The following is a 23195-nucleotide window of genomic DNA, read 5'->3' as shown; positions in this document are numbered from 1 at the left end:
CTCTACAGACCCGCGATCTGTGTCTCTACAGACACAAGGATTTCCGAGAGGCCGCCCCATTACGGGCGCTTCGAGGTTCGTCCATCGCCAAAGAGATCGCGTGACTTTTGTCATACATTTTGGCATGCATGCCCCCATGACGACCTGCTCTCAGGGCCGTATTTTTCGATAGTTTCGTGGCGAAACGCCCCTTCCCCATGGGAGCGCCAAGGTTTCCCCAAGTAGCTAATTTTTCTGGAAACCCTTGTCTAACAAGGCGTGCGGCTGACCCGGCCGCTTCCTGATCGACGCCCCTACCATATTCTGAACGCCAGCTCGTCAGCAGGGCTGGCAGAATCCGCGGCATCGATGCTGCGGCGGGCGCTCGCCGTTCTTCCAGTCGCTGCCGGATGTGCCGAGCCTCGGCATTGATAGCCCTGCCTTATGAATACATAGCGTTTATCGGGATTGCGGCATGTTGTCGGCCCGGCAAAGCTTTGTCCCGTCAGGCGCCGCGCTGCAATGGAGGGCGCGAGAACAAGGGGCGACACCATGGAGCGCGACATCCTCGGCAGGACAGCGAAGACGCTCCTGATGGCCGCGGCCTGCGGCCTAAGCCTTGGTCTTTCGGCGGCACAGGCGGCGCCGACGATCTCCGTCGATGGCGGCATGCTGGAAGGCGTCGCCAAGGGAGGTGTCGAGCAGTTCCTCGGCGTGCCCTTCGCAGCGCCTCCCGTCGGGGAGCTCCGCTGGGCGAAGCCGGCGCCGGTGAAGTCATGGCCGGGCACCCGCCCTGCGACCGCCTTTGCAAGCAAATGCGTCCAGAATGGCTGGGTGAAGCCGATCCAGCTCTATCGGGATGAGGATTGCCTCTATCTCAACGTTTACCGGCCGGCGGCGCCTGCCACGTCACCTCGTCCCGTGCTCGTCTGGTTCCATGGCGGAGCCTCGGTGGCAGGCGCTTCGCAGGACATTGACGGCTCGGTCTTCGCCGAGAAGGCGGACCATGTCGTGATCGGCGTGAACTACCGCCTCGGCGCCTTCGGCCTGGCATCCTTCGCGCAATCGGGCAGCAATTTCTGGCTGATGGATCAGCAGGCGGCCTTGCGCTGGGTCAAGGCGAACGCAAGGGCGTTCGGCGGCGATCCCGACCATGTCACCATCATCGGGCAGTCGGCGGGCGCCTATTCCGTGGCCGCGCACATGGTCTCGCCGGAGAGTGCCGGGCTCTTCCACCGGGCTATCGCGATGAGCCTGCCGGTCGGGCCGCTTCATGCCGCTCTTTCAGCGGAGGAGGAGCGCCAGAAGGGCCCGACGGCGCGGATGGTCGAGAAGGCCGGATGCAGTTCCGCCGCGGACGTGCTCGCCTGCATGCGTGGGAAATCCACTGAGGAGGTCTTCGAGGCGGGCGGCGGCGCGGCGACGCGGGCGGCCGGCTGGCAGATGGTCGTCGACAAGCAGACCATTCCCGACACTCCGATGAAGCTGTTTGGTCGCGGCGAGTTCCACAAGGTGCCGGTGCTGGTCGGCTTTGCGAGCGAAGAGCAGGGCTTCTTCCTGCAAGCCCGCCGGGCCAGCGGCCAGCCGCCTCTCAGTGCCGACGCCCTGGCGAAGACGATTGCGTCACGGCCGAACGGCGCGCGGATCGCCGAGATCTACAATGTCGCGACCTATGGCTCCCCGACCCGCACGGACATTGCGCTGACCAGCGATCGCTGGGGCTGCGACGTCCGGCAATGGATCAAGGTCGTCTCGAGCGCGATTCCGGTCTTTTCCTATGAGTTCGCCGATCCGAAGGCACCGACGACGATCTTCCATGTCGACGAACCTGTCGATGGGCCGTTCCATAATTCGGATATCCCATACGTTTTCCAGCGCGGTTATCCGAACGAGCAGCAGGCGGACGCCCCTGCCTGGACGCCGGCGCAGAAGACTCTGTCGGACCGGATGCTGGGCTATGTCGCGAGCTTCTCCAGGAGCAGCGTGCCGTCCGCCGATTGGCCAAAGGTGGAGACGATGATCCTGCATCCCGAGGGCGACAGGGCCGAAGCGGATGCGGCCTTCGTGAAGCGCCATTCCTGCGAAGTCTGGGAGCGCTAGAGTATTTCCGCATTTCTTCGAATCGCTGAAATTCTCTATCTCTTTGTTTTATCGCATTTTCTTTACGCGATCCGGTGCCCACTTCGCTCGAAAATGCTCTAGAACCAGACGATCGAGATGCTGGTCATGCCCTCGAGCCTGATCATCTAAGGCTGCCCTCCAGATCGCCGATCGGGGCCTTTTCTTCCTGCGCTCAGCCGTCGAGGAAGGCGGCGATCTCCGGGGAGGCTCGCAAGGTCGCCAGCTCCTCCGGCGTCGGCAAGGCAGGGCGGTCCCGGGTGGCGTCGACCAGGCATAGAAAGCCGAGCGGCTCGTCGGGCGCGGCCTTGAACTGATGCCAGGTCCAGCCGGGGATGGTGACAAGGTCGAGTGGGCCGATCTCGCTCACGTCAGAGCCGACGAGGCAGCGTCCACGGCCGCGTACGATGACGACACCATGGACATGGCCGTGGCGCTCCAGCGTGGTATGGCCGCCGGGACCGACCTCGAAGTAACGCAGCTCGCCGGCGAGGTCAGGCCGCGAGAACAGGGTCTGGCGGGAGACGTCGTGGAACGGCGCATCTCCGTCCTGCTTGTAGGCGAGGCGTTGCACACCCTGCCAGGCGAAACCGTCTTCGTGACGACGCAGGTTAGGTGCCTCGTTCTTGATGGCGTCAGACATGGGATTCTGCCCGGACTTGTGCTTGCGAGTGCTGGTGGACCTGCGCGACGAACTCGGCCGTGGCCTCGCGCAGCCTGGCGCCTTCGGCCAGCAGGTTGCCACCGATCAGCAGCATGACGTCGCGGCCGTAGAAGTCGAGTATCTCCGGGACGCGCGCGACGCTCATGCCGCCGGCCGGAACCGGAGCGCTCGTGGCAAGCCCCGGCTCGGGTGCGAGCGCGGCCTCGGCAATGCGCCGGCAGGTATCCGTGGAGTAGCCGAAGCGGCCGCCATGATTGGGGAAGATCACCGCATCGACGCCGGTGAGCCGCCAGAGCTTGGTCAGGCAGGCGGGGTCAATCCGGGCGGCGCCCGCCGGGCTCGGATGGGCGAAGAACGCAACCTGCGGATAGTCGCGCTTCAACGCCTGAACGTTGGCGAGGCCGAGGATCGCCGGCGCGACCATCGCCGTGTCGAGCCCTTCCTCTTTGACGATGCGCAACTGCGCGCGCACGGCGTCGAGGCTGCCGGAGAGGCTCGGCACATAGCGGGTCGGATGACCCGTCTGCGCGGAGGCGCGGCGCACCGCGGCGGCGCAGGCCGCGACGCGCTGCGGGAACGGACTGTAGCGCTGCGTTGCCAGCCCGTGATCGTCCTTGACGTAGTCGATGCCACCGAGCGCGAAGGCTTCCGCCAGGCGCGCCAGGTCCGCCGGTGGCAGCCCTTGCGGTTTGATCGCTGAGCAGGTCAGAGCCCGCGCTCCCGCGCCGACGCGTTCGCGCAGACCGTCGAAGCCGATTTGCGGACCGTCGCCGAGCGCGGAGCGTAGCTCCTTTGGCAGGGCGAAGTCTGCGAGCGTCAGATCATCGTGTAGCGAGGAGTTGCCGAACAGCATGTTGAGAAGCTGGCCGGCATCGTCGCCCACTGTCGCGGCGGCGAGCAGGATGCGGATCGCGTGCAGGCCGCAGCCCCTGGGCTCGACCCCAACGACGCGGCCGAGGATCTCGCCGAGAACGAAGGGATCGTCGACCGCCTCGGGCGGCATCTCGATGCTCTGCTCGATAGCGATCGCCTTGGCGCGCACTTCGGCCTCCTCAGGCGCACCGCGCAGATGATAGGTGACTTCGATCCAGCTCATCGTCGATCCCGCCGAGGTGGGGCTCCGCCATTCCTGTCCCGCACCACTATAGCGCTGCGGGGGCGAGCGCACCTCAGCGCAGCGCGAAGCCGAGCGCGGTCAATGCATCGCGGATACGGTCGCGACCGCTCAGGGATTGCGGACCGGCAACGCGGGCGAGCGCCTGTCGCGACCAAGGCACCTGTGGGATCTTCTGCTCGCTTTGGAAGTCCTGGATCGCGCCGTCATAGGCCGCGACCGGCTCCGGCGCATAGCCGGCGCCGTATTGCTCGCGGTGGAGGACGAGGGCCGGCGAGAGCCGCGGCTTGATGCCAGTGACGACCTCGGGGGCGGGATAACCGACACACAGCCCGAACACGGGGAACACCTTCGGCGGCAGTCCGAGCTCCCCGGCGACCCGCTCGGGATCGTTGCGCAGCGCGCCGATATAGACCGTGCCGAGGCCGAGGCTCTCGGCGGCCAGAACCGCGTTCTGCGCGGCGAGCGCCGCGTCGATGATGCCGACGAACAGGGTCTCGAGATAGTCGAGGGCATCGACCGCATGCGCCCGCGCCGCGCCAAGCTCGCCCAGCCGGCTGAGATCGGCGAGGAAGACCAGCAAAGTCGGGGCCTGCAGAATGTGCTTCTGATTGCCGGTGACCTCGGCGAGGCGCGCCTTGCGGGCGGCGTCGGAGACCGCAACCACGCTCCAGGTCTGCAGGTTGGAGGAGCTGGCGGCGGATTGCCCGGCCGCGACCAGCGTCTCGATCGTGCCTTCGGGCAGCGAGTCGGGCTTGTAGGAGCGCACCGAGCGATGCGCCAGGATCTGCCCGATGACCTCGTTCCAGTGCGCCGGTTCCGGCTGGCCCGCGGCGCGATAGCGCGCCCGCAACAGCGTTTGCGCGTCGTCTCCGGCGGAGACCTCGGAGAGTGCGGAAGGAGGGGCGGCGTCGGCAGTCAGGGTCGCGGTCATGGGCTGAAGTCCGTTCAGGAAAGCATGCGTCATCGCAAGCGACAGCGGCATCAGCGCGCCATCCCCCAGCGCCGGATCGTCGTTTTCTCGATCGCCGCGAAGACGAGGTTCTCGACGGCGAGGCCGATCAGGATCACCAGGAGCAGGCCGGCGAAGACCTTGTCGGTATAGAGCTCGTTGCGGTTCTGGAAGATGTACCAGCCGAGGCCGCCACGGCCCGAGGAAGCGCCGAAGACGAGCTCGGCGGCGATCAGCGTGCGCCAGGCGAAGGCCCAGCCGATCTTGAGGCCTGACAGGATCGCCGGCAGCGCCGCCGGTACGAGAATGCCGAAGACATAGCGCAGACCGGTGAGCCCGTAATTTCGGCCGGCCATGCGCAGCGTATCGGGCACGCCCTGGAAACCGGCGAAGGTGTTGAGCGCGACCGGCCAGAGCACCGAATGAATCAGCACGAAGATCAGGCTGCCCGAGCCCAGGCCGAACCAGAGCAGCGCCAATGGCAGGAGCGCGATCGCCGGCAATGGGTTGAACATCGCGGTCAGCGTCGAGAGCAGGTCGCGCCCGATCTGGGTCGAGATCGCCAGGGTCGTCAGCAGGAAGGCGAGCGTCAGCCCTGCGACATAACCCTGCGCCAGTACGACCAGCGAGAGCCGGGCGCGTTGGAGCATTTCGCCACTAGCCAGCCCTTCGACCAGGGCCTCGACCGTCGCAAGAAAGGTGGGCAGCAACAGTTCATTGTCTTGCCAGCGTGCCAGCGCCTCCCAGAGAAGGGCGAGGACGACGAGGATCAAACCCTTGCGCAGCCAGCCCTGTCCGGCGAGGCGCTCGACCAGCGGACGCGGCCGCTCGAGCGCCGTCGCGACGAAGAGCGGCAGCGGCTGGTCATATTCCGGCCGGATCGGCGGCTGGGACAAGCTCATGGCTTCGCCTCTCCCGCGACGGCGTGCTCATGCTCGAACAGCCGCTCGTGCAGGCGCCGAACGGCGGCCTGAAACGGCGCCCCGCCAGTGCTGGCAAGATCGAATTCGTGGCTGTTGAACTCAGCGCGCAATCGACCGGGATGGGCTGACAGCACCGCGACCCGGTTGCCGACGATCAGCGCCTCCTCGATCGAATGGGTGACGAAGAGCAGGGTGAAGCGGACCTCGTCCCAAAGCGCGAGCAACTCTTCCTGCATCCTGCGCCGGGTCAGCGCATCGAGCGCGGCGAAGGGCTCGTCCATCAGGAGGATGCTCGGCTGCATTGCAAGAGCGCGGGCGATCGCCACACGCTGCTTCATGCCGCCGGAGAGCTGGTGCGGATAGCTGTCGGCGAATTTGGCGAGCCCGACCTTCTCGACATAGTGATGCGCCCGCTCTTCAGCCTCGCGGCGGGGAAGCGTGCGTGAGGCCGTGAGCGGGAAGATGACGTTCTGCAGCACGGTCTTCCAGGGCGGGAGCTGGTCGAACTCCTGGAAGACGACGATGCGGTCGGGACCCGGTCCGCTGACCGGCCGGCCGCCGAGCCTGATCTCGCCCTCGACCGGGGCGATGAACCCGGCGACGGCCTTGAGCAAGGTCGACTTGCCGCAACCGGACGGGCCGAGCAGCACGAAGCGGTCGGCCTCGTAGACGTCGAAGCCGACCCGGTGCGTGGCCCGAACGATCGTCTCGGCCGTGCGGTATTCGAGGCTGACGCCGTCGACTTGCAGGAGCGGGGCGGGCAGGGCGGGCGAGGCCAGTTCCTCATCGGCCCGCGTAGCCACACGGTGCAGAGGCAGCAGGCTGTCCTGCTGCCGTCTCTCGGCGACGAGTGTCATGCCGTCGCTCAGCTGCCGGTGGCGATGCGCGGGTCGGTGAAGAAGTAATCCGACAGCGCCTTGGGCTCGTTCTTGATCGCGCCGACGCGGTGCAGGAACTGGCCGAGGCCGAGCGTGTTCTGCGGCTCGACCTTGAAGGTCACCTCGGGATTCCTGATGACCTGGAGCAGCAGCTTGCGGTCACCCTTGCCGCCATTGGCCTTGAGATAGATGTCGGCGGCCTCATCGGGATTGTTGGCGATGAACTTCGCGGCTTCATCGAGCGCGTCGAGGAAGGCGCGATAGGTCTTCGGAGCGTCCTTGTAGAATTTCTCGGTGCCGTAGAGCACGGTCGAGGAAGCCGGCCCGCCCTGGACCTCGTAGGAGTTCAAGACGATGCGGGCTTTCGGGTTCTCGGCCAACTCCTGCTCCTGGAAGGGCGGGTTGCCGAAATGGCCGGTGATCTCGGTGCCACCCTTGATGATCGCGGCGGCAGCCTCGGGATGGGGCAGGGCGACGCTGATTTTGTCGAGCCGGTCGAACTCCTTATCGCCCCAAAGCTTGGCCGAGGCCCATTGCAGGATGCGCGACTGCACGGAGACGCCGACGGCCGGCAGGGCGATCCGGTCCTTCTCGGTGAAGTCGGCGATCGTCTTCACATTCGGATTGTTGGTGACGAGGTAGTAGGGGAAGTTGCCGAGCGAGGCGACGCCCTTGACGTTCTGCCTGCCCCTGGTGCGATCCCACAGCGTGAACAGCGGGCCGACACCGGCGCCGGCGATCTCGATCGAGCTTGAGAGCAAGGCATCATTGACCGCCGCGCCACCGGAGAGCTGCAGGAATTCGACCTTGATGTCGACGCCGGCCGCCTTGCCATGCTTTTCGATCAGCTTCTGCTCGGCGGCGAGATCGAGGAGCAGGTAGACGACGCCGAACTGTTTGGCGATGCGCAGCTGGCCCTCGGCGGCCGACGCCGCCCCGCCGATACCGAACGACAGCGCCGTGCCGACCATCAATGCGGCCGCCTGCCGGCGCGACAAGAGGTTGTTCCAAATCGCCATGTCGAACTCCCGAAAACGCTGCGGCGGCCCGTGTCCAAGGCCGCGTTGAGCCATGCCGAAATTTGCGGCTCGACAGAGAAAGCGTCAATGAGAATGTTCTTTTTAAAGAACGAATGGCGAGGGTTGTTTATTATCTCGAACGCAGTAGCGAGGAAAGATTTATCTTCTTGGCTTAAAGCTTCGACGTGCCTTCGATTGACGGGAAGAATTCAGGGATATTTTGCAGGTGTATCGTTCTCTTTAAAAAACGTTCACCGGGAAGCTTGCCCCGCCATGAACGCGGCGAAGAAGTCGGCCAGCGCGGCGTAATCATCGAGTGGTAGCAAATTGGCGACGTACTGATCGGGCCTCACGACCACCACGCAACCGCGCTCGCGATCGATGCCGCGTGCGTCGAAGATGTCCTGACCGCTGCGAAGATCGGGGCAGAACACCTTCTCGTAGTCGATCAGGCCGAGGCGGCCCTTGCGGGGCAGGAGCAGGCTCGGCAGCGTCTCCACGGCGACGTCGCGATGGGCCTGCTGGAGGATGGCGCGAAGATCAATGACCGCGTCGATGTCGTCACCCGACCGCGTGTGCCGGCGCAGGGGCGAGGAGGGCGCGTCCACCAGGAAGTCGCAAAGCGCCCGCAGGCGCGACGTTGCCGAGGACGGATCGGCCCTGTCGGCGAAGGCATAGAGGCGCCAGCGGCCGTCGGCCTGCGCGACATGGCCGAGCTCGACCGGCTTGGCGTCGCCAAGGCGGATGACAGGCGCGGAATGGAAGCGCGCGCCGATCGGCAACCCTGTCGCCAGGCCAGCATGGGTCGGCTCGCCCGTCAGGGTCGAGGGCGCATAGCGGGTCGCGGTGCCCGCCGTGTAACGGCCATGCCTGACGAAATAGGCCTCGACCTCCTTGGGATCGACACCGTCTCCGGTCTCCGAGGTCTTCAGGGGCGCGCTCAGCATCTTCGCCCATTCGCGATCGAAATCGATCAGCTCCTTGGCGATCGCCTGGCGTTCGGCCGAGTAGCTGTGCAGGAGCTTCGGCGGGCATTGCCTGCGCAGGACTGCGGCCAGCTTCCAGCCGAGGTTGAAGCTGTCCTGCATCGAGACGTTCATGCCCTGGCCGGCCTTCGGGCTGTGGGTATGGCAGGCATCGCCGGCGATGAAGACGGCCGGCAGGCGCTGCCCGACCTCCTCCGCCGGCACGTCGTCGAACTTGTCGCAGAGGCGTTGGCCGATCTCGTAGACCGACCACCAAGCGACCTCGCGCACCTCGAACGTATACGGACGGAGGATGCGCTGCGCCGCGGCGATGAGATGCTCGACCCCGATATTGCGGCTCGCGACTCGCTCGTTCTCGCTGAGCTTGTCGAGCTCGACATAAATCCGGATCAGATAGCCGCCCTCGCGGGGGATGATGATGATCGTGCCTTCGCCGGCGGACTGGATCAGCGCCTTCAGCCGGACATCCGGGAAATCGGTGACGGCGAGAACGTCCATGACGCCCCAGGCCTGCTGGGCGGAATCGCCATGCAGCGTGCGCCCGATCGATTTGCGCACAGCGCTGCGGGCGCCGTCGCAGCCGACGACATAGCGGGCCCTAACAGTCTCGACCTCTCCCTCATGGGCGGGATCGAGCCGCTCCAGTTGCACCGTCACCGGGTGCGATGACGCGCTTCCGTCGGCATTGCGGGCGGTGTCGATCTGTAGGTCGAGCAGGCGCCGGGAATAGTCCGGCTCCAAGCGGCTCGGCGAGCGCCGCATCACGTCGAGGAAAAAGTCATGCACCCGCGCCTGGTTCAGGATCACATGCGGGAACTCGGAGAGCCCGTCCTCGACATCCTGGATCCGGCCGCTGCGGACGATTGCCTCAGGCCGGTTCGCGTCGGGCTTCCAGAACACCGTCTCGTTGACCCAGTAGCTCTCCTTGAGCACGCGCTCGGAGAAACCGAAGGCGTCGAACATCTCGATCGTGCGGCAGGCGATGCCGTCCGCTTGGCCGAGCTCGAGAGGTCCGGGCTTCTGCTCGACGATCCGCGTCGTGATCTCGGGAAAGGCCGCCAGTTGCGCCGCAAGCGTCAGTCCTGCAGGGCCGCAGCCGACGATGAGGACGTCGACCTCAGTGGGCAAGGAGGCGCTGGCGGAGGAGGCCGGGAGATTGGTGGCGGGCTCGGAAACGGCGGGATCGCCGGTCCGAAAGCCGTTGAGATGAAACTGCATGGAAGCCCCCTTCAACGAGGCGGAATGATCGAGGCGGCTGCGTCAGCCAATCGCCGTTAGCGCCGGCGTGCGTGGGCCTGTTCGAGCCACATTTCCCAGGGGCGATGGACCTGCGCCTCGATGCTGGCGACGCAGGCGCGGCTTTCACCCTCGGTGAGGTAAGTGACGTCACCGAGCTGCATCGCCTGGAGCTGATAGCGCGCATTGAGCTCGGCATAGACGGCCCGGTAGACCGCCTGTTTGATCGAGCCGCCGACCACGGTCGAGCCATGGCCGCGCATCAGGACGATGTCGTGCCCGTCGAAATGCTCGGCGAGGGCGCGGCCGAGATGATTGTTGCTGATCAGGAGATCGGTCGCGTCGCCTCCGGCCTCGCGGATCTCGAAGACGGGCGCGCCCTGGCCAACGAAACCGGCCATGTGGAACATCGCCCTGAGCCGCGTGCCCTTGACGACGCTGAGGGGCACGATCGAATGCGAGTGGCTGTGGACGACGGCCATCACGTCCGGGCGCTTGCGGAAGATCTCGGCGTGGATGAAGCGTTCGAGGTAGACCTTGCGGCCGTTGGCGTTCACCGCCTCCCCATCGAGCGTGAACTCGACGATATCCTCGGCCTCGACCCGGCTCGGCGCCATGTTGCGGGCGAGCAGGAAGCGGTCGGGCCGGCCGTCATGGCGCACGCTGATATGGCCGAACGCATCGACGACGCCCTGATCGAACAGGATGTGATTGGCCGCGACGAGGTCCGCGACGATCGCCGGTGACGGCGCGACCGAGGCTGTGGCCGTGTCGGCGACGTCGACGGCGATGGGGTGGTTGCCATGGTCCGAAGTGCACATAGGTCGGTCTCTCCGAAATCGCCTTGATCGAAGCGTTCTACAGGCCAGCCAGTGCCGGCACAGCAGTCGATCGCCGTGCCGGCGCAGACCATCAGAAGGGATCGAGGATGGTGCGAAGGTGTTGCGGCACCGCGAATTCCCGAAACCGGAAATCGCCAGGCCATCCTCCCATCTGCTCGATCTTTGATAGATCGTCCGTATACTGATTAACAGGATACGCGCAGATTTTGGGCTGTCAACCGCCGGCGGCGTCGGGTGTCATAGCGCTCTGCAGGGTAGGGCCAAGGGCTCGGTTGCGTGATCGAGATACGCCGTCGCTTCGTGGCGAGCGCTGGGATCAGTTTGACCGCTTACGGAATGAAAGCATACGATCTATAGCGGAAGCTCGCCGATCTGGCCGGGCAATATTCGCTTCGGCCAGCTGACGAACAATCTGCGGTTCTGACATTCAGGCGGCGAGACCTGCCGCTATTTCATTAAGACAAAGCGACGATGGCGATGGACGATATCTATCATATGCCCGGCCATCTCATCCGGCGTGCGCAGCAGATCGCCGTCTCGATCTTCCTCGAGGAATGCGCGCCGCTCGACCTCACGCCTGTTCAGTACGCGGCGCTGGTCACGGTCCGCGAGAATCCCGGCATCGACGCGACCCGTCTGTCGGCCCTCGTCGCCTTCGACCGTTCGACGCTCGGCAACGTACTCGAGCGGATGGAGGCGAAGGAACTGATCCTGCGTTCGGGCAGCAAGGACGACAAGCGCATCAAGGTGCTGCATCTCTCGCCCAAAGGCGAACGCGTCCTGCAGGAAGCCGGGCCACTGGCGCAGCGCGCCCAGGAGCGCATCCTCGCCCCGCTTATTCCCGAGGATCGGGAGGCCTTCATGCGGATGCTCGCGCAGCTCGTCGAGCTCAACAACGACGCCTCGCGCGTGCCGCTGCGGCTGGCTGCGGCCCGTTCCTCCGACGCGGCCTGACCGCTCCGCATTTCCCGCATCAAGATCGCGGTCAAAGCCTCCTGACGAACTCCGATGTGCCGGAGTTCGTGAGCTTGCGTTTGACAGGTCCAATATGTGATGCATACTGATAATGAGTATGCGTTCTTATCTCGCGAAGCGGGCCTGCAAACATGCTGACCGCACCCGATCCGGATCGCGGACGGACCTTTCGACGTGAATCGAGAACCGCCGGCAAGGCGGCCATATCTGGAGGAAATCCTGGTGATCATCACACGACGTGCCGCCTTGATCGGGCTTGCTGGCAGCGCGCTGGCGTCCCGGGCCGCCCTGGCTCAACGCAAGATCGTGAGGCTCGTGGTGCCTGCCGCCGCGGGCGGCGCGATCGACGTCATCGGGCGGCTCTATGCCCAGCGCATCGCGCCGGCGCTCGATGAATCCTGGGTGGTCGAGAACAAGGCCGGCGCCAGCAATACGCTCGGCGCCGCCGACGTCGCGCGGTCCGCGCCCGACGGCACGACCTATCTGACCAATGCCGACATCCACATCATGGCGAAGCACGTGATGCGCAGCGTATCCTACGACCCGCTAACGGATTTCACGCCGATCTCGCGATTTGCGACCTCGCCGATGGTGCTGATCGGCTCGACCAAGACGCCCGCGACGATGCCGGCGCTGATCGCCGACATGAAGGCCAACCCCACCGAATACACCTTTGCCAATTCGGCGCTGGGCAGCATGGGCCATCTTGCCACCGAGAGCTTCAAGCGCCGCACCGGCACGAGCGCGGAGCTGGTCAATTATCGCGGTACCGCCCCGGCGATCACCGATGTCGTCGCCGCCCAGGTCCCGCTGATGGTCGCCCCGCTCGGTTCGGCCCTGTCGTTCATCACCGACGGGAAGGTGCGTGCCTTCGCCATCATGGGCGCGCAGCGCAGCAAGCTCCTGCCGAACGTGCCGACCGCCGGCGAACTCGGATTGGCGGATATCGACTTCACGCTCTGGTATGGCCTGTGGGGGCCGAAGGGCCTGTCGGCGGAGACAGTGCAGCGCGTCAACGCGACGGTGCAGGCGGCCTCGAAGGATCGCGAGATCGTCGAGAAACTGACCGCGCTCGGCGCCGAAGCGGTGACCGAGGACGCGGCGAGCTTCGCCAAGTTCATCGAGGCCGAGACCCAGCGCGCCAACCGCGTGGTCGAAGAAGCCGGCATCAAGCCGGGCTGAACAGCTCGGTCGCGGCCGGAGTCCGGCTCGAGCCAATAGGCGCGATGCTGCGCGCTTCGCGCCTGAGATACTGCGTCAGCCCTGCGCCGGCTGTCTGCTCGCCTTGCCGCTCTTCAGCGAGGCGAGGATGGTCCAGCCGATGATGCCGATCGTGATCGCGGCGAGGACGGCGGCGATCGGCCGGTCGACCAGGCCGATCAGCCGGCCGTCGGACTTGATCATCGAGTTGATGAAATACTCCTCCAGCAGCGGCCCGAGCACGACGCCGAGGATCACCGGCGCTACCGGAAAGTCGTTCTCCTCGAGGATGAAAGCGAGCACGCCGAAGGCGAGCATGACGCCGACGTCGAACAGCGAGTTGTTGATCGCGTAGGAGCCGACGATCGCGAAGAGCAGGATGATCGGCATCAGCACGCGTCGCGGCACGGAGAGCACGCGCGTCGCGACCTTGATGATCGCCCAGCCGAGCGGCAGCATCAAAAGGTTGGCGATGACGAAGACCAGGAAGACCGCATAGACGTTCTCCGGGTTGTTGACGAAGATCGTCGGCCCCGGCGCCATGTTCTTCATCATCAGCACGCCGATGGCGATGGCGGTGATCGAGTCGCCGGGGATGCCGAAGACCAGGGCAGGAATCCAGGCGCCGGCGAGCGAGGAGTTGTTGGAGGCGCCGGCCTCGATCAGGCCCTCGGGGTGGCCGGTGCCGAACTTCTCCGGCTCCTTCGAGAAGCGCTTGCTCATCGCATAGGACATCCAGGCCGCCATGTCGGCGCCGCTGCCTGGCTGGATGCCGATTATGGTGCCGAGCGCGCTGCCGCGGATGAGCTGCCAGGGGTACTGCTTGGTCAGGCGCCACATATTGGCGAAGATCGGCCCGATCTTCTTGACCACGGCATGCGGGGCGCTGCCGTCGGAGACCATGTGGCGCATCACCTCCGAGCAGGCGAACATGCCGACCATCATCGGGATCAGCGAGACGCCGCCGAGCATCTCGGTCGAGTCCATGGTGAAGCGCGGCTGGCCGGCCGGATTGTTCATGCCGATCATCGCGATCAGCAGGCCGATCAGCAGCGAGATGCAGGCTTTCAGCGGCGTCGAGGAGCCGATGAAGACGGCGCCGCCTAGGCCGAGCATGACGATCCAGAAGAACTCGACCGAGCCGAAGCCAAGCGCGAAATCGGCGATGGCCGGGGAAGCCACCATCATCACCGCGGTGCCGAACAGGCCGCCGAGCACCGAGAACCACAGGCCGATGCCGAGCGCGAGCTCGGGCTTGCCCTGCAGCGTCATCTGGTAGGAATCGTCGACATAAGCGGCCGAGGCCGGCGTACCCGGGATGCGCAAGAGGCAGCCGGGAATATCGCCGGAGAAGATCGCCATGGTCGAGGTGGTGACGATCGCGGCGATCGCCGGTACCGGCGGCATGAAGAAGGTCAGCGGCACCAGCAGCGCGGTCGCCATCGTGGCCGAGAGGCCAGGAATGCAGCCGACGATGAGGCCGTAGATCGCCGAGGCGGTGATGACGAAGAGCACATAGGGATCGAGCACCATCCCCAGCGCGGTGACATAGGCGTCGAGCATGGCGGCTTACCAGCGCAAAGGTTCGAGCGGGCCCCAGGGCAATTGCACGCCGAGGGCAAGATAGAAAATCGAGTGGATGACGAGCGCCGCTGCGAGCGAAAGCCCGATGGCCTGCAGCGACCTGGTGCCGCCGGCCAGGAAGAGCACGACGAGGATCAGCGGCGCACAGATCAGGAAGCCGAGCGTCTCGGCGAAGAGCATGTAGAAGATCACCGCTGCCGGGACGAGCAGCAGGCGCGCGAGCGCACTGCCGCTGCGGGCCCAGTCGGCAAGGCCGACCAGCGGCCCGCCTTGCGTCGCGCGGGCGCCGTTGACGGCGAGGATCGCGGCGCAGAGAGCCAGCAGTCCCGACAGGATCAGCGGGAAGGCCGACGGACCGAGCGGCTGCTCGGACGGGTTCGGCAGGCTCCAGGATGCGGCTGCAACCAGGCCCGACAGGACGAGGACGAGGAGGCCGGTGAAGAGATCGTTGAACTTCATGATGTGCCCGGTGTGCAAGGGGCGGGCGCGGCGAAGGACGCCGCGCCCCGATCATGCGAAAGGCGGATCGACTACTGGCGCAAGCGCAGGCCGAGCGCGCCCATGATCTCGCCGTTGTTCTTGTGCTGGGTCGCGAGGAAGGTGCCGAAGGCCGGGCCCTTGGCGAAGGCGTAGCCGAAGCCGCGCTCGGCCAGGAAGGACTTGTAGGCCTCGGAATTGGCGACCTTCTCCGTCGCCTCGACCAGGCGGGCGGTCACATCGGCTGGCAGGCCCGCAGGAGCTGCGAGGCCGCGCCAAGTGCCGCCCTCATAGTCCTTGCCGATCGCATCCTTGACGGTCGGTACGGTCGGGAAGGCGCCGATCTTCTCCTTCGACATCACCGCCAGCGACTTGACGCGGCCGGCATCGAACATCGGCTTGCCCTCGGGCAGCGAAGACGGGACGATCTGGGCGCCTCCGGAAGCCAGTTCCTGGAAGCCGGGAGCCGCGCCCTGGCTCGGCACCACCGTGACGCTCTTGGGGTTGATGCCCTCGAGCTGGAGCAGGCCGGCGAAGGCGAGGTGATAGGCGGCTCCGGCGGCCATGCCCGAGAGCTTGTAGTGGCCGACAGGCTGCTTCTTGATGTCGTCGAGCGCGGCGCGCAGATCGGCCCAGGGCGAGTTCGCGGCGACGTTGAAGGCGGCCGAGTCGAAGTTCACCAGCGCGATCGGGGTGAGCTTCTCATAGGTGAAGGGAGCGGTGTTCGACCAGTAATAGGTCGTGACCTCGGCTGTCGCGAGGCCGATCGTGTAGCCGTCCGGCTTGGCGTTGACCATTTCGGTATGGCCGACCACGCCGCCGCCGCCAGTGCGGTTGACGACGTTGACCGGCTTGCCGAGCTCCTTCTCCAGCCCGGCTGCCAGGATGCGGGCGACGGCGTCGGTTCCGCCGCCGGCGGCCCAGGGCACGACCAGGGTGATCGGGCGCTCCGGCCAGGCTGCCGAGGCGGGCAGCGACACCGCTGCGACGGCGGCAGCGAGCAGCAGCTTTGCGAATTTCATGGCGTTTCTCCCTGTTTGATTTTTTGGGTCGGGTTGGTTCCACCCGCGAGAGCGAGGCTGGAAAGCATGTGGCCGCGCGTGTAGCCAAGCACCTGCCGCATCGCCTGGCGGGCCTCTTCAGGTTGGCCAGCGGCGATCGCATCGACGACCGCGGCATGGTTGGCGAGGTTGCCGGCGAAGACGTCGACGGTGAAGTCGAACATCGCGCTCAGGATCGTATCGATCGCGCCGCGGAAGCTGCGCAGGATCGGGTTGTTGGTGGCGTCGAGGATCGAAAGGTGAAAGCGCTTGTCGGCGGCGATGGCGGCTGCCGGATCGTCCTGGCCGGCTTCCATGTCGGCGAGCGCGGCGCGAATGCGAGCGAGATCCTCAGGTGTGGCGCGGCTCGCGGCCAGGGCAGCGGCTTCCGGCTCGATGATCTCGCGCGTCTCCTCCAAAGCGAGCAGCAGGTCGCGATCGAGCCCGTCCGCACCGCGCATCCAGCCGAGCACTTCGCGGTCGAGCAGCGTCCAGTCGTGCTGTGGGCGCACCTGCGTGCCGTGGCGCGGGCGCACGGTGAGCAGGCCCTTGGCGACGAGGGTCTTCACGGCTTCGCGGACGACGCTACGGCCGACGCCATAGCGCTCGGCCAGCTCCGGCTCGGCCGGCAGCACGGTTCCCGAGGCGATCTCGCCGCGCACGATCGCGGCGCCGAGCGCCGCGACCATCGTGCCGATCTTTCCTGGCTTGCTGCCTCGCGCCATGACCCGTTTTCTCTCCCGCGGCGGGAAACTGTCACGACCAGGGCTTGCATGCAAGCATTCATCTGATGTTTAACATCTGACCATTGAAGCGAGGCACGGCCATGACCACTCAGACCGCGTTCACCGGCATCCATGCGATCCTCTATGCGCTGTTCGACACGCAGGAGCGGCTCGACCGAGAGGCGATGCGGCGGCAGGTCGAGATCTGCCTGCAACACGGCGCCCATGGCATTGCGGCGCTCGGCCTCGCGACGGAGGTCTCCAAGCTGACGGTGCCCGAGCGGCGCACGGTGATGGAGTGGACCTCGGAGGATGTCGGGGGCGTGAAGCCGCTCGGTTTCACGATCTACGGAACCTCGGTCGGCGAGCAGGTCGAGCTGGTCAGGGCCGCGGAAGCGGCGAAGGCCGATTGGGTCATCCTGCAGCCGCCGATGGTCGGCAGCTTCGCGGCGGGCGAGTACATCCGCTTCTTCGGCCGGGTCGCGGATGCGACCAACCTGCCGGTCGCGATCCAGAACGCGCCGGCCTATATGGGCCGCGGTCTCTCGGCGGAGGATATCCGCAGCCTCGTCGCGCAGCACCCCAACATCAAGCTGGTGAAGGGCGAGGGGGCGGCGACCGAGATTCGGCAGCTGATCGAGACGACCGAGGGTCGGCTGCCGGTGATGAACGGCCGCGGCGGTCTCGAGCTGATCGAGAACCTGCGCGCCGGCTGCGTCGGCATGATCCTCGCCCCCGAGATCATCGATTTCACGACCAGGGCCTATGACAGCTTCCTCGCCGGCAACGAGGCCGAGGCAGAGCGCATCTATCGCGACATCCTGCCCGTCATCGTGTTCATGATGCAGTCGCTGGAGAGCCTGATCTGCTACGGCAAGCGCATCTTCGGAGCGCGGGCCGGTATCGTAATCCACGACCGTGCGCCTGCCATGCGGCCGACGACCTTCGGCGAAGAGCTCGTTCGCCAGCATGTGGCGAAGCTCGGTGTCTTCCCGGGTACGCCGGCAGCCGGTCGCGGTTGAGACCGGCCCTCGGTCCGCTCAATCGGCCGGGGCGTCCGGCGCGTCGCTGCCGACGCCGGCCATGGCCTGCTCGAGCTCGGCGAGCAGGCTCTGCAGCTCGGCCAGCTTGTCCGCGCCGAAGCGCTGGCTGATCTCGCGGTAGATCGCCTCCGACACTGGTGTCACCGTGTCGATGAGGGCGGTGCCGGCGGGGCTGAGCGAGATCATCCAGCGGCGCAGATCGGCCGGGTCGGCCGTCCGGACGATCAGTTTGCGCTGGTCGAGATCAACCAGGATCCGCGACAGGCTGGGGCCGAGCAGGAACGTCGCCCGCGCCAGTTCCGCCACCTCCATCTGCGGCATGGTGCTCAGCGCCCGCAGCACCCGCCATTGCTGCTCGGTTACGCCGAATTCGCGCAGGGATTTGCGGAAATGCCGCATCACCGACTCGCGCGCCCGCAGCAGCGACATCGGCAGCGATTTGGAGAAATGGCGCAGCCTTAGCCTGGTCGCAGCCGGACCCGTGGCGCCCGTGGTCTTCGAATCGTCGGTCAAACCTTGAAACCCATCTGAGATTTGCGCCACCCTAGCGCAGGCAGCAGTCCGAGCCAAACTAGCTTGCGACGATAAATTTAACATGTTATCTAATTTGGATACGGAGGAGCAGCGTGCCCCATATCGTCGTCGAATACTCCGCCAATCTCGAGGACGAGGTTCGCCCGATGCGGCTGGTCGAGGCACTGCACGCCGCCGCGCTGGAGACGGGTGTCTTCCCGCTGGCCGGGCTGCGATCCCGCGCGGTGCGGCGGGAGCATTATCTGGTCGCCGATGGTGATCCCGAAAACGCCTTCGTCGCCGTTTCGGTGCGGATCGGCGAGGGACGCGATGCCGCGACCCGCCGGCGCGTCGCCGAGGTGCTGATGGCGGCGCTCGAGCGCGAGACGGCCGAGACCTTCCAGCGCCGGGGTCTCGCTCTCAGCGTCGATGTCGCCGAGATCGACGGCACGGCGTCGCTGAAGACCAACAATCTGCACGAACGCCTGAAAGCGAGGGCGAAGCCATGACCGTGACCGATACGAAGCTGACCGCGAACCTCGCCAAGGCACGCCAGGCTATGGAGCGCTTCACCACAGGCACCGTGCCGCATCTGATCGCAGGCGAGGCCGTCCTTTCGGCCTCGGGCGCGACCTTCGATACGCTGGACCCGACCACGAACGAACGCCAGGCCGTCATCGCTGCCGGCGACAAGGCGGAGATCGACCGGGCGGCCAAGGCGGCGCGCAAGGCCTTTCCGGCCTGGAAGAAGGCCTCCGGCGCCAAGCGCCGTGCCGTGCTGCATGCGATCGCCGATGCGATCGAGGCGCGGGCCGAGGAGATCGCCCTTGTCGAGAGCAGCGATACCGGCCAGGCCATCCGCTTCATGTCGAAGGCGGCGCTGCGCGGGGCTGAGAACTTCCGTTTCTATGCCGACCGGGCGCCGGAAGCCGGCAACGGCCTGTCGCTGCCGGATGAAGGCCATATCAACTACACGCTGCGCCAGCCGATCGGTCCGGTGGGTGTGATCACGCCGTGGAATACGCCGTTCATGCTCTCGACCTGGAAGATCGCGCCGGCGCTCGCCGCCGGCTGCACGGTCGTCCACAAGCCGGCCGAATGGTCGCCTCTGTCCGCCACGCTGCTCGGCGAGATCATGGACGAGACCATCCGCAAGCACGGCTTTCCGGCAGGCGTGGTCAACGTCGTCCACGGCCTCGGCGAGAGCGCCGGCAAGGCGCTGACCGAGCATCCGGACATCAAGGCGGTGGCCTTCGTCGGCGAGACGACGACCGGCCAGCACATCATGCGCCAGGGCGCGGACACGCTGAAGCGCGTCCATTTCGAGCTTGGCGGCAAGAATCCGGTGATCGTGTTCGAGGATGCCGATCTCGACCGCGCCCTCGATGCGGTGCTGTTCATGATCTACTCGCTCAACGGTGAGCGCTGCACCTCGTCCTCGCGCGCGCTGGTTCAGCGTTCGATCTACGACGCCTTCTCCGCCAAGGTCGCCGAGCGGGTAAAGCGCCTGCGCGTCGGCCATCCGCTCGATCCGGCGACCGAGATCGGGCCGCTGATTCATCCGCGCCATGCCGAGAAGGTGTTGTCCTATCCTGCCCTTGCGCAGGGCGAGGGCGCCCGTGTCGCCTGTGGCGGCGGGCGGGCAATGGACGGCGCCGGCAACTACGTCGAACCAACGCTCTATCTTGATGCCAGCAACGGCATGCGGATCGCTCAGGAGGAGATCTTCGGGCCGGTCCTGACCATGATCCCGTTTGAGGACGAGGCGGACGCAATCGCGATCGCCAACGACGTCCAGTACGGGCTGGCAGGCTATATCTGGACCCGCGATGTCGGGCGCGCCCATCGCGTCGCGCGTGACCTCGACGCCGGGATGATCTGGGTCAATTCGGAGAATGTCCGCCACCTCCCGACCCCGTTCGGCGGGGTGAAGTCATCCGGCATCGGACGGGATGGCGGCGACTATTCCTTCGACTTCTACATGGAGACGAAAAACGTCGCCGTGGCCTTCGATACCCATCAGGTGCCGCGGCTGGGGATCTGAAACCGCGGCCTAGAAAGACAAGAAGAACGATCTCCAGGAGGAACCATGCCCGTCCCGTCCAGCGTCCTCAATCCGTCCTTCCATGTCGTGCGCCTGAACCACGTCGTGCTGACGGTCCGTGACCTCGTCGCTGCGAAGGCGTTCTGGGGCGACACGCTCGGTCTGCAGCTCACGCAGGAGACGCCGGAGCGGCTCTATTTCCGGGCCATGGAAGAGCGCGGCCATCACTGCATCGTCCTGGAGAAGGGAGCCGAGCCCGCTGCCCGCCATCTCGGCTTCAAGGTCTTCTCCGAGGAAGATCTCGACAGGGCCCAGCACTTCTTCCGCAGCAAGGGCCTGAAGGCCGAGTTCGTCGAGGAGCCCTATCAAGGGCGAACCTTGCGCACCAGCGATCCGCTTGGCGTTCCCCTGGAATTCTACTTCCATATGGACAAGCTGCCGTCGGTTCACCAGAAATACGCGCTCTACAAGGGGGTGAAACCCCTGCGCATCGACCATTTCAACTGCTTCTCGGACGATGTCGACGCCTCGGTCGCATTCTACAACGAGATCGGCTTCCGGGTGACCGAATACACCGAGAACGAAGATCGCACGCGACTCTGGGCCGCCTGGATGCATCGCAAGGGCGGTGTCCACGACATGGCCTTCACCCATGGTGTGGGGCCGCGGCTGCACCATGTCGCCTTCTGGGTGCCGACGCCGCTCAACATCATCGACCTGCTCGATCTGATGGCGACCACCGGCTATGTCGGCAATATCGAGCGCGGTCCGGGGCGCCACGGCATCTCCAACGCCTTCTTCCTCTATATCCGCGACCCCGACGGCCATCGCATCGAGATCTATTGCTCGGATTATCAGACGATCGATCCCGATCACGAGCCGATCCGCTGGGATCTGCGTGATCCACAGCGCCAGACGCTGTGGGGTGCCCCCGCGCCGAAGAGCTGGTTCGAGGAAGGCACCGCCTTCGAGGGTACGCCTGTGCGCCAGCCGGCCTACGCAGCTTCTCCGATCATCGCCGCCTGAGGGCGCTGCCCGGTCGATCGAGGACGGATTGCCGGTCAGCCAATGGCCCGCAGCGGCAGCTCCGTCGTCGTCTTGATCGATTTCAGCACCACGCCGGTCCGCAGCGAGGCGAGGCCGCCGGTGACGGCGATCAGCCGGTCGATGAAGTCGCTGAGATGAGGAAGGTCGCGCGCCACGATCTTGAGGATCATGTCGGCATCGCCGGTCTGCGCGTGGCATTCGAGTACCTCCGGCGACTCCAGCAGGAACTGCTGCAGCATTGCGTTCTGCGAGGCATCGTGCGCCCGCAGGCTGAGCAGCGAATGGGCCATGACCTGCAGGCCCAGCGCCGCCGGACTAAGCAGGCAGACGACCTTCTCGATATAGCCCTGCTTGCGCAGCCGCTCGATGCGCCGGGCGCACTGGCTCGGCGAGAGATGGACGCTTTCGGACAGTTCGACATGGGCGGCGTCGCCCTTGCGCTGGAGCGCGGAGAGGAGTTTCACGTCGTAAACGTCGAGCATAGGCGGCGATCTCCGTGATCCAAAGGGCATCGCGCTATTCTCACGCGCAGAATGCTTCAATTATGCAGGAAACTAGCAACGGTGCCTGAAATGGTCATCACGAAAGCGCGGACACTGCATCGCCGCCGCGTTACGGTTGCCTGAACTTGGAGCGGAACATGTTCGAGAGCCTGAAGCCGAAGCCGGCAGATGCGATCCTTGCCCTGATCTCGGCGTTCAAAGCGGATCAGCGAACCGGCAAGATCGATCTCGGTGTCGGGGTCTATCGCGACGAGCAGGGCCGCACGCCGGTGTTTGCGGCGGTGAAGCAGGCGGAGCGCATCCTGCTCGATGAGCAGCCGAGCAAGTCCTATCTCGGCATCGAGGGCGATCCGGTCTTCGTCGACCTGCTGAGGCCGATCGTCTTCGGCCAGCGCATCCCACAGGACGACATCGTCGGCTTCCAGACCCCAGGCGGCAGCGGCGCGCTGCGCCTCGGCGCCGACCTGATCGCCGCGGCGCGGCCGCAGGCGCAGATATGGCTGGGACTGCCGAGTTGGCCCAACCACGCCCCGATCTTCCAGGCCGCCGGGTTGACGGTGCGCGACTATGCTTTCGCTGACCTGACGACCCAGACCCTCTCTTTCGAGGCGATGATGGCGGCGCTGTCCTCGGCGCAAGCCGGCGATGTCGTCCTGCTGCATGGCTGCTGCCACAACCCGACCGGACTCGACCTGGACGCGGCGCAGTGGGGGGCGGTGACGGCACTCTGCCTCGAGCGCGGCCTCATTCCCTTCGTCGATCTCGCCTATCAGGGCCTCGGCGAGACGCTTGACCTGGACGCAGCCGGAGCGCGGCGCATCGTCGAGGCCTGTCCCGAGGTGCTGGTCTCCTATTCCTGCGACAAGAATTTCGGGCTTTATCGCGAGCGGACAGGGGCGCTTTACGTCAAGTCGCGCACGCCGGGGACGGTCGCCAGCAACATGGCTGCGGCGGCGCGGGTGAGCTGGTCGATGCCGCCCGATCACGGCGCGGCCGTGGTGCGCGCGATCCTCGAAAGCGAAGCGCTGACCGCCAATTGGCGTGGCGAGCTCTCCGGCATGGCCGAGCGCATCCATTCGGTTCGCTCTGCGCTCGCCGCCCTGCATCCGGCGCTTGCCGGCATCGCCCGGCAGCGCGGGCTGTTCTCGACGCTCAAGCTGACGCGCGAGCAGGCCCAGGCGCTGCGTTCCGAGCACGCCGTCTATCTCGTGCCGAGCGGGCGCATCAACCTTGCCGGATTGCGCAGCGAGGATGCGCCGCGTTTCGTCGAGGCGCTCATCGCCGTCGGCGTGCTCGCCCGGCCCTGACCTTAAACCGCTCCCTTCCAACACAG

Annotated in this window: 22 protein-coding genes; 8 read left to right on the top strand and 14 right to left on the bottom strand. The window is 65.9% G+C overall.

Annotated features, from left to right (window positions below):
• The first annotated feature begins 531 nt into the window (after positions 1–531).
• Positions 532–2079, top strand: a complete 1548-nt coding sequence (locus QO058_RS07860; RefSeq protein ID WP_284171478.1) for a carboxylesterase/lipase family protein — start codon at positions 532–534, stop codon at positions 2077–2079.
• A gap of 193 nt (positions 2080–2272) precedes the next feature.
• Here QO058_RS07860 and QO058_RS07855 read toward each other — a convergent pair whose 3' ends face one another.
• The 8 genes from QO058_RS07855 to QO058_RS07820 all read right to left on the bottom strand — a co-directional run bounded on the left by QO058_RS07855 (position 2273) and on the right by QO058_RS07820 (position 10690).
• Positions 2273–2740 carry a cupin domain-containing protein gene (locus QO058_RS07855; protein ID WP_284171477.1) on the bottom strand — a complete coding sequence of 156 codons (468 nt, stop codon included), beginning with the start codon at positions 2738–2740 and terminating at the stop codon, positions 2273–2275.
• Positions 2733–3857: a RuBisCO large subunit C-terminal-like domain-containing protein gene (locus QO058_RS07850; RefSeq protein WP_284171476.1), complete on the bottom strand. Its 1125-nt coding sequence runs from the start codon at positions 3855–3857 to the stop codon at positions 2733–2735. The genes QO058_RS07855 and QO058_RS07850 overlap by 8 nt, the downstream gene beginning before the upstream one ends.
• A gap of 73 nt (positions 3858–3930) precedes the next feature.
• Complete coding sequence (locus QO058_RS07845; protein WP_284171475.1) at positions 3931–4809, bottom strand: NADPH-dependent oxidoreductase; 879 nt, start codon at positions 4807–4809, stop codon at positions 3931–3933.
• Positions 4810–4859: 50 nt separating this feature from the next.
• Positions 4860–5729, bottom strand: a complete 870-nt coding sequence (locus tag QO058_RS07840; RefSeq protein ID WP_284171474.1) for an ABC transporter permease — start codon at positions 5727–5729, stop codon at positions 4860–4862.
• Positions 5726–6607, bottom strand: coding sequence for an ABC transporter ATP-binding protein (locus QO058_RS07835; RefSeq protein ID WP_284171473.1), 882 nt, complete (start codon positions 6605–6607; stop codon positions 5726–5728). Before QO058_RS07835 ends, QO058_RS07840 begins: the two co-directional genes overlap by 4 nt.
• 8 nt (positions 6608–6615) lie before the next feature.
• Positions 6616–7647, bottom strand: coding sequence for an ABC transporter substrate-binding protein (locus tag QO058_RS07830; protein WP_284171472.1), 1032 nt, complete (start codon positions 7645–7647; stop codon positions 6616–6618).
• Positions 7648–7898: 251 nt separating this feature from the next.
• The gene (locus QO058_RS07825; protein WP_284171471.1) at positions 7899–9851 is read right to left on the bottom strand and encodes an FAD-binding monooxygenase; all 1953 of its coding nucleotides are present in this window, start codon (positions 9849–9851) and stop codon (positions 7899–7901) included.
• A gap of 56 nt (positions 9852–9907) precedes the next feature.
• Positions 9908–10690 (bottom strand): class II aldolase/adducin family protein, encoded by a 783-nt coding sequence (locus QO058_RS07820; protein WP_284171470.1) that lies wholly within the window; start codon positions 10688–10690, stop codon positions 9908–9910.
• A 498-nt stretch (positions 10691–11188) separates the two neighbouring features.
• On the opposite strand from QO058_RS07820, the gene QO058_RS07815 reads away from it, so the two are divergent.
• Together QO058_RS07815 and QO058_RS07810 are read left to right on the top strand one after the other, a co-directional pair.
• A complete protein-coding gene (locus QO058_RS07815) occupies positions 11189–11665 on the top strand; it encodes a MarR family winged helix-turn-helix transcriptional regulator (RefSeq protein WP_432212019.1) in 477 nt (158 codons plus the stop codon).
• Positions 11666–11908: 243 nt separating this feature from the next.
• Complete coding sequence (locus tag QO058_RS07810; protein ID WP_284171468.1) at positions 11909–12868, top strand: Bug family tripartite tricarboxylate transporter substrate binding protein; 960 nt, start codon at positions 11909–11911, stop codon at positions 12866–12868.
• A gap of 75 nt (positions 12869–12943) precedes the next feature.
• Here QO058_RS07810 and QO058_RS07805 read toward each other — a convergent pair whose 3' ends face one another.
• The 4 genes from QO058_RS07805 to QO058_RS07790 all read right to left on the bottom strand — a co-directional run bounded on the left by QO058_RS07805 (position 12944) and on the right by QO058_RS07790 (position 16712).
• The gene (locus QO058_RS07805) at positions 12944–14449 is read right to left on the bottom strand and encodes a tripartite tricarboxylate transporter permease (RefSeq protein WP_284171467.1); all 1506 of its coding nucleotides are present in this window, start codon (positions 14447–14449) and stop codon (positions 12944–12946) included.
• Between the two features lie 6 nt (positions 14450–14455).
• Positions 14456–14929, bottom strand: a complete 474-nt coding sequence (locus QO058_RS07800; protein ID WP_284171466.1) for a tripartite tricarboxylate transporter TctB family protein — start codon at positions 14927–14929, stop codon at positions 14456–14458.
• A gap of 71 nt (positions 14930–15000) precedes the next feature.
• On the bottom strand, positions 15001–15969 hold the full coding sequence (locus QO058_RS07795) for a tripartite tricarboxylate transporter substrate binding protein (protein WP_284171465.1): 969 nt from the start codon (positions 15967–15969) through the stop codon (positions 15001–15003).
• Positions 15966–16712: a FadR/GntR family transcriptional regulator gene (locus tag QO058_RS07790; RefSeq protein ID WP_284171464.1), complete on the bottom strand. Its 747-nt coding sequence runs from the start codon at positions 16710–16712 to the stop codon at positions 15966–15968. The genes QO058_RS07795 and QO058_RS07790 overlap by 4 nt, the downstream gene beginning before the upstream one ends.
• 101 nt (positions 16713–16813) lie before the next feature.
• Here QO058_RS07790 and QO058_RS07785 point away from each other — a divergent pair, with 101 nt between their 5' ends.
• Positions 16814–17734, top strand: coding sequence for a dihydrodipicolinate synthase family protein (locus QO058_RS07785; protein ID WP_284171463.1), 921 nt, complete (start codon positions 16814–16816; stop codon positions 17732–17734).
• 18 nt (positions 17735–17752) lie between these two features.
• On the opposite strand, the gene hpaR is transcribed toward QO058_RS07785, so the two are convergent.
• The gene (gene hpaR, locus QO058_RS07780; protein ID WP_284171462.1) at positions 17753–18184 is read right to left on the bottom strand and encodes a homoprotocatechuate degradation operon regulator HpaR; all 432 of its coding nucleotides are present in this window, start codon (positions 18182–18184) and stop codon (positions 17753–17755) included.
• Positions 18185–18381: 197 nt separating this feature from the next.
• Here hpaR and QO058_RS07775 point away from each other — a divergent pair, with 197 nt between their 5' ends.
• Genes QO058_RS07775 through hpaD form a run of 3 tightly spaced genes read left to right on the top strand, consistent with a single transcriptional unit; the run spans position 18382 to position 21338 of the window.
• A complete protein-coding gene (locus QO058_RS07775) occupies positions 18382–18777 on the top strand; it encodes a 5-carboxymethyl-2-hydroxymuconate Delta-isomerase (protein ID WP_284171461.1) in 396 nt (131 codons plus the stop codon).
• Positions 18774–20312: a 5-carboxymethyl-2-hydroxymuconate semialdehyde dehydrogenase gene (gene hpaE, locus QO058_RS07770; protein ID WP_284171460.1), complete on the top strand. Its 1539-nt coding sequence runs from the start codon at positions 18774–18776 to the stop codon at positions 20310–20312. Before QO058_RS07775 ends, hpaE begins: the two co-directional genes overlap by 4 nt.
• 45 nt (positions 20313–20357) lie before the next feature.
• Entirely contained in the window at positions 20358–21338 is a 981-nt protein-coding gene (hpaD, locus tag QO058_RS07765) for a 3,4-dihydroxyphenylacetate 2,3-dioxygenase (protein ID WP_284171459.1), read from the top strand.
• Between the two features lie 35 nt (positions 21339–21373).
• Here the strand turns inward: hpaD and QO058_RS07760 are convergent, their stop codons facing one another.
• Positions 21374–21841, bottom strand: coding sequence for an Lrp/AsnC family transcriptional regulator (locus QO058_RS07760; RefSeq protein ID WP_284171458.1), 468 nt, complete (start codon positions 21839–21841; stop codon positions 21374–21376).
• Between the two features lie 158 nt (positions 21842–21999).
• Here QO058_RS07760 and QO058_RS07755 point away from each other — a divergent pair, with 158 nt between their 5' ends.
• On the top strand, positions 22000–23169 hold the full coding sequence (locus QO058_RS07755) for an amino acid aminotransferase (RefSeq protein ID WP_284171457.1): 1170 nt from the start codon (positions 22000–22002) through the stop codon (positions 23167–23169).
• Positions 23170–23195: the final 26 nt, after the last annotated feature.

It is taken from the genome of Bosea vestrisii, assembly GCF_030144325.1.
GTDB lineage: Bacteria > Pseudomonadota > Alphaproteobacteria > Rhizobiales > Beijerinckiaceae > Allobosea > Allobosea vestrisii_A.
Note: the sequence above shows the minus strand (reverse complement) of the source record. Positions and strands in the feature narration are given on the sequence as shown.

Excerpts from the sequence above, each read along its gene's own strand:
- QO058_RS07850 (WP_284171476.1), bottom strand. The coding sequence starts at position 3,857 with ATGAGCTGGATCGAAGTCACCTATCATCTGCGCGGTGCGCCTGAGGAG.
- QO058_RS07795 (WP_284171465.1), bottom strand. The coding sequence starts at position 15,969 with ATGAAATTCGCAAAGCTGCTGCTCGCTGCCGCCGTCGCAGCGGTGTCG.
- hpaE (WP_284171460.1), top strand. The coding sequence starts at position 18,774 with ATGACCGTGACCGATACGAAGCTGACCGCGAACCTCGCCAAGGCACGC.
- QO058_RS07785 (WP_284171463.1), top strand. The coding sequence starts at position 16,814 with ATGACCACTCAGACCGCGTTCACCGGCATCCATGCGATCCTCTATGCG.
- QO058_RS07815 (WP_432212019.1), top strand. The coding sequence starts at position 11,189 with ATGGACGATATCTATCATATGCCCGGCCATCTCATCCGGCGTGCGCAG.
- QO058_RS07845 (WP_284171475.1), bottom strand. The coding sequence starts at position 4,809 with ATGACCGCGACCCTGACTGCCGACGCCGCCCCTCCTTCCGCACTCTCC.
- QO058_RS07860 (WP_284171478.1), top strand. The coding sequence starts at position 532 with ATGGAGCGCGACATCCTCGGCAGGACAGCGAAGACGCTCCTGATGGCC.
- QO058_RS07755 (WP_284171457.1), top strand. The coding sequence starts at position 22,000 with ATGTTCGAGAGCCTGAAGCCGAAGCCGGCAGATGCGATCCTTGCCCTG.
- QO058_RS07820 (WP_284171470.1), bottom strand. The coding sequence starts at position 10,690 with ATGTGCACTTCGGACCATGGCAACCACCCCATCGCCGTCGACGTCGCC.
- QO058_RS07825 (WP_284171471.1), bottom strand. The coding sequence starts at position 9,851 with ATGCAGTTTCATCTCAACGGCTTTCGGACCGGCGATCCCGCCGTTTCC.
- QO058_RS07840 (WP_284171474.1), bottom strand. The coding sequence starts at position 5,729 with ATGAGCTTGTCCCAGCCGCCGATCCGGCCGGAATATGACCAGCCGCTG.
- QO058_RS07790 (WP_284171464.1), bottom strand. The coding sequence starts at position 16,712 with ATGGCGCGAGGCAGCAAGCCAGGAAAGATCGGCACGATGGTCGCGGCG.
- QO058_RS07835 (WP_284171473.1), bottom strand. The coding sequence starts at position 6,607 with ATGACACTCGTCGCCGAGAGACGGCAGCAGGACAGCCTGCTGCCTCTG.
- QO058_RS07830 (WP_284171472.1), bottom strand. The coding sequence starts at position 7,647 with ATGGCGATTTGGAACAACCTCTTGTCGCGCCGGCAGGCGGCCGCATTG.
- QO058_RS07855 (WP_284171477.1), bottom strand. The coding sequence starts at position 2,740 with ATGTCTGACGCCATCAAGAACGAGGCACCTAACCTGCGTCGTCACGAA.
- hpaR (WP_284171462.1), bottom strand. The coding sequence starts at position 18,184 with ATGTCGCTGCTGCGGGCGCGCGAGTCGGTGATGCGGCATTTCCGCAAA.
- hpaD (WP_284171459.1), top strand. The coding sequence starts at position 20,358 with ATGCCCGTCCCGTCCAGCGTCCTCAATCCGTCCTTCCATGTCGTGCGC.
- QO058_RS07760 (WP_284171458.1), bottom strand. The coding sequence starts at position 21,841 with ATGCTCGACGTTTACGACGTGAAACTCCTCTCCGCGCTCCAGCGCAAG.
- QO058_RS07805 (WP_284171467.1), bottom strand. The coding sequence starts at position 14,449 with ATGCTCGACGCCTATGTCACCGCGCTGGGGATGGTGCTCGATCCCTAT.
- QO058_RS07800 (WP_284171466.1), bottom strand. The coding sequence starts at position 14,929 with ATGAAGTTCAACGATCTCTTCACCGGCCTCCTCGTCCTCGTCCTGTCG.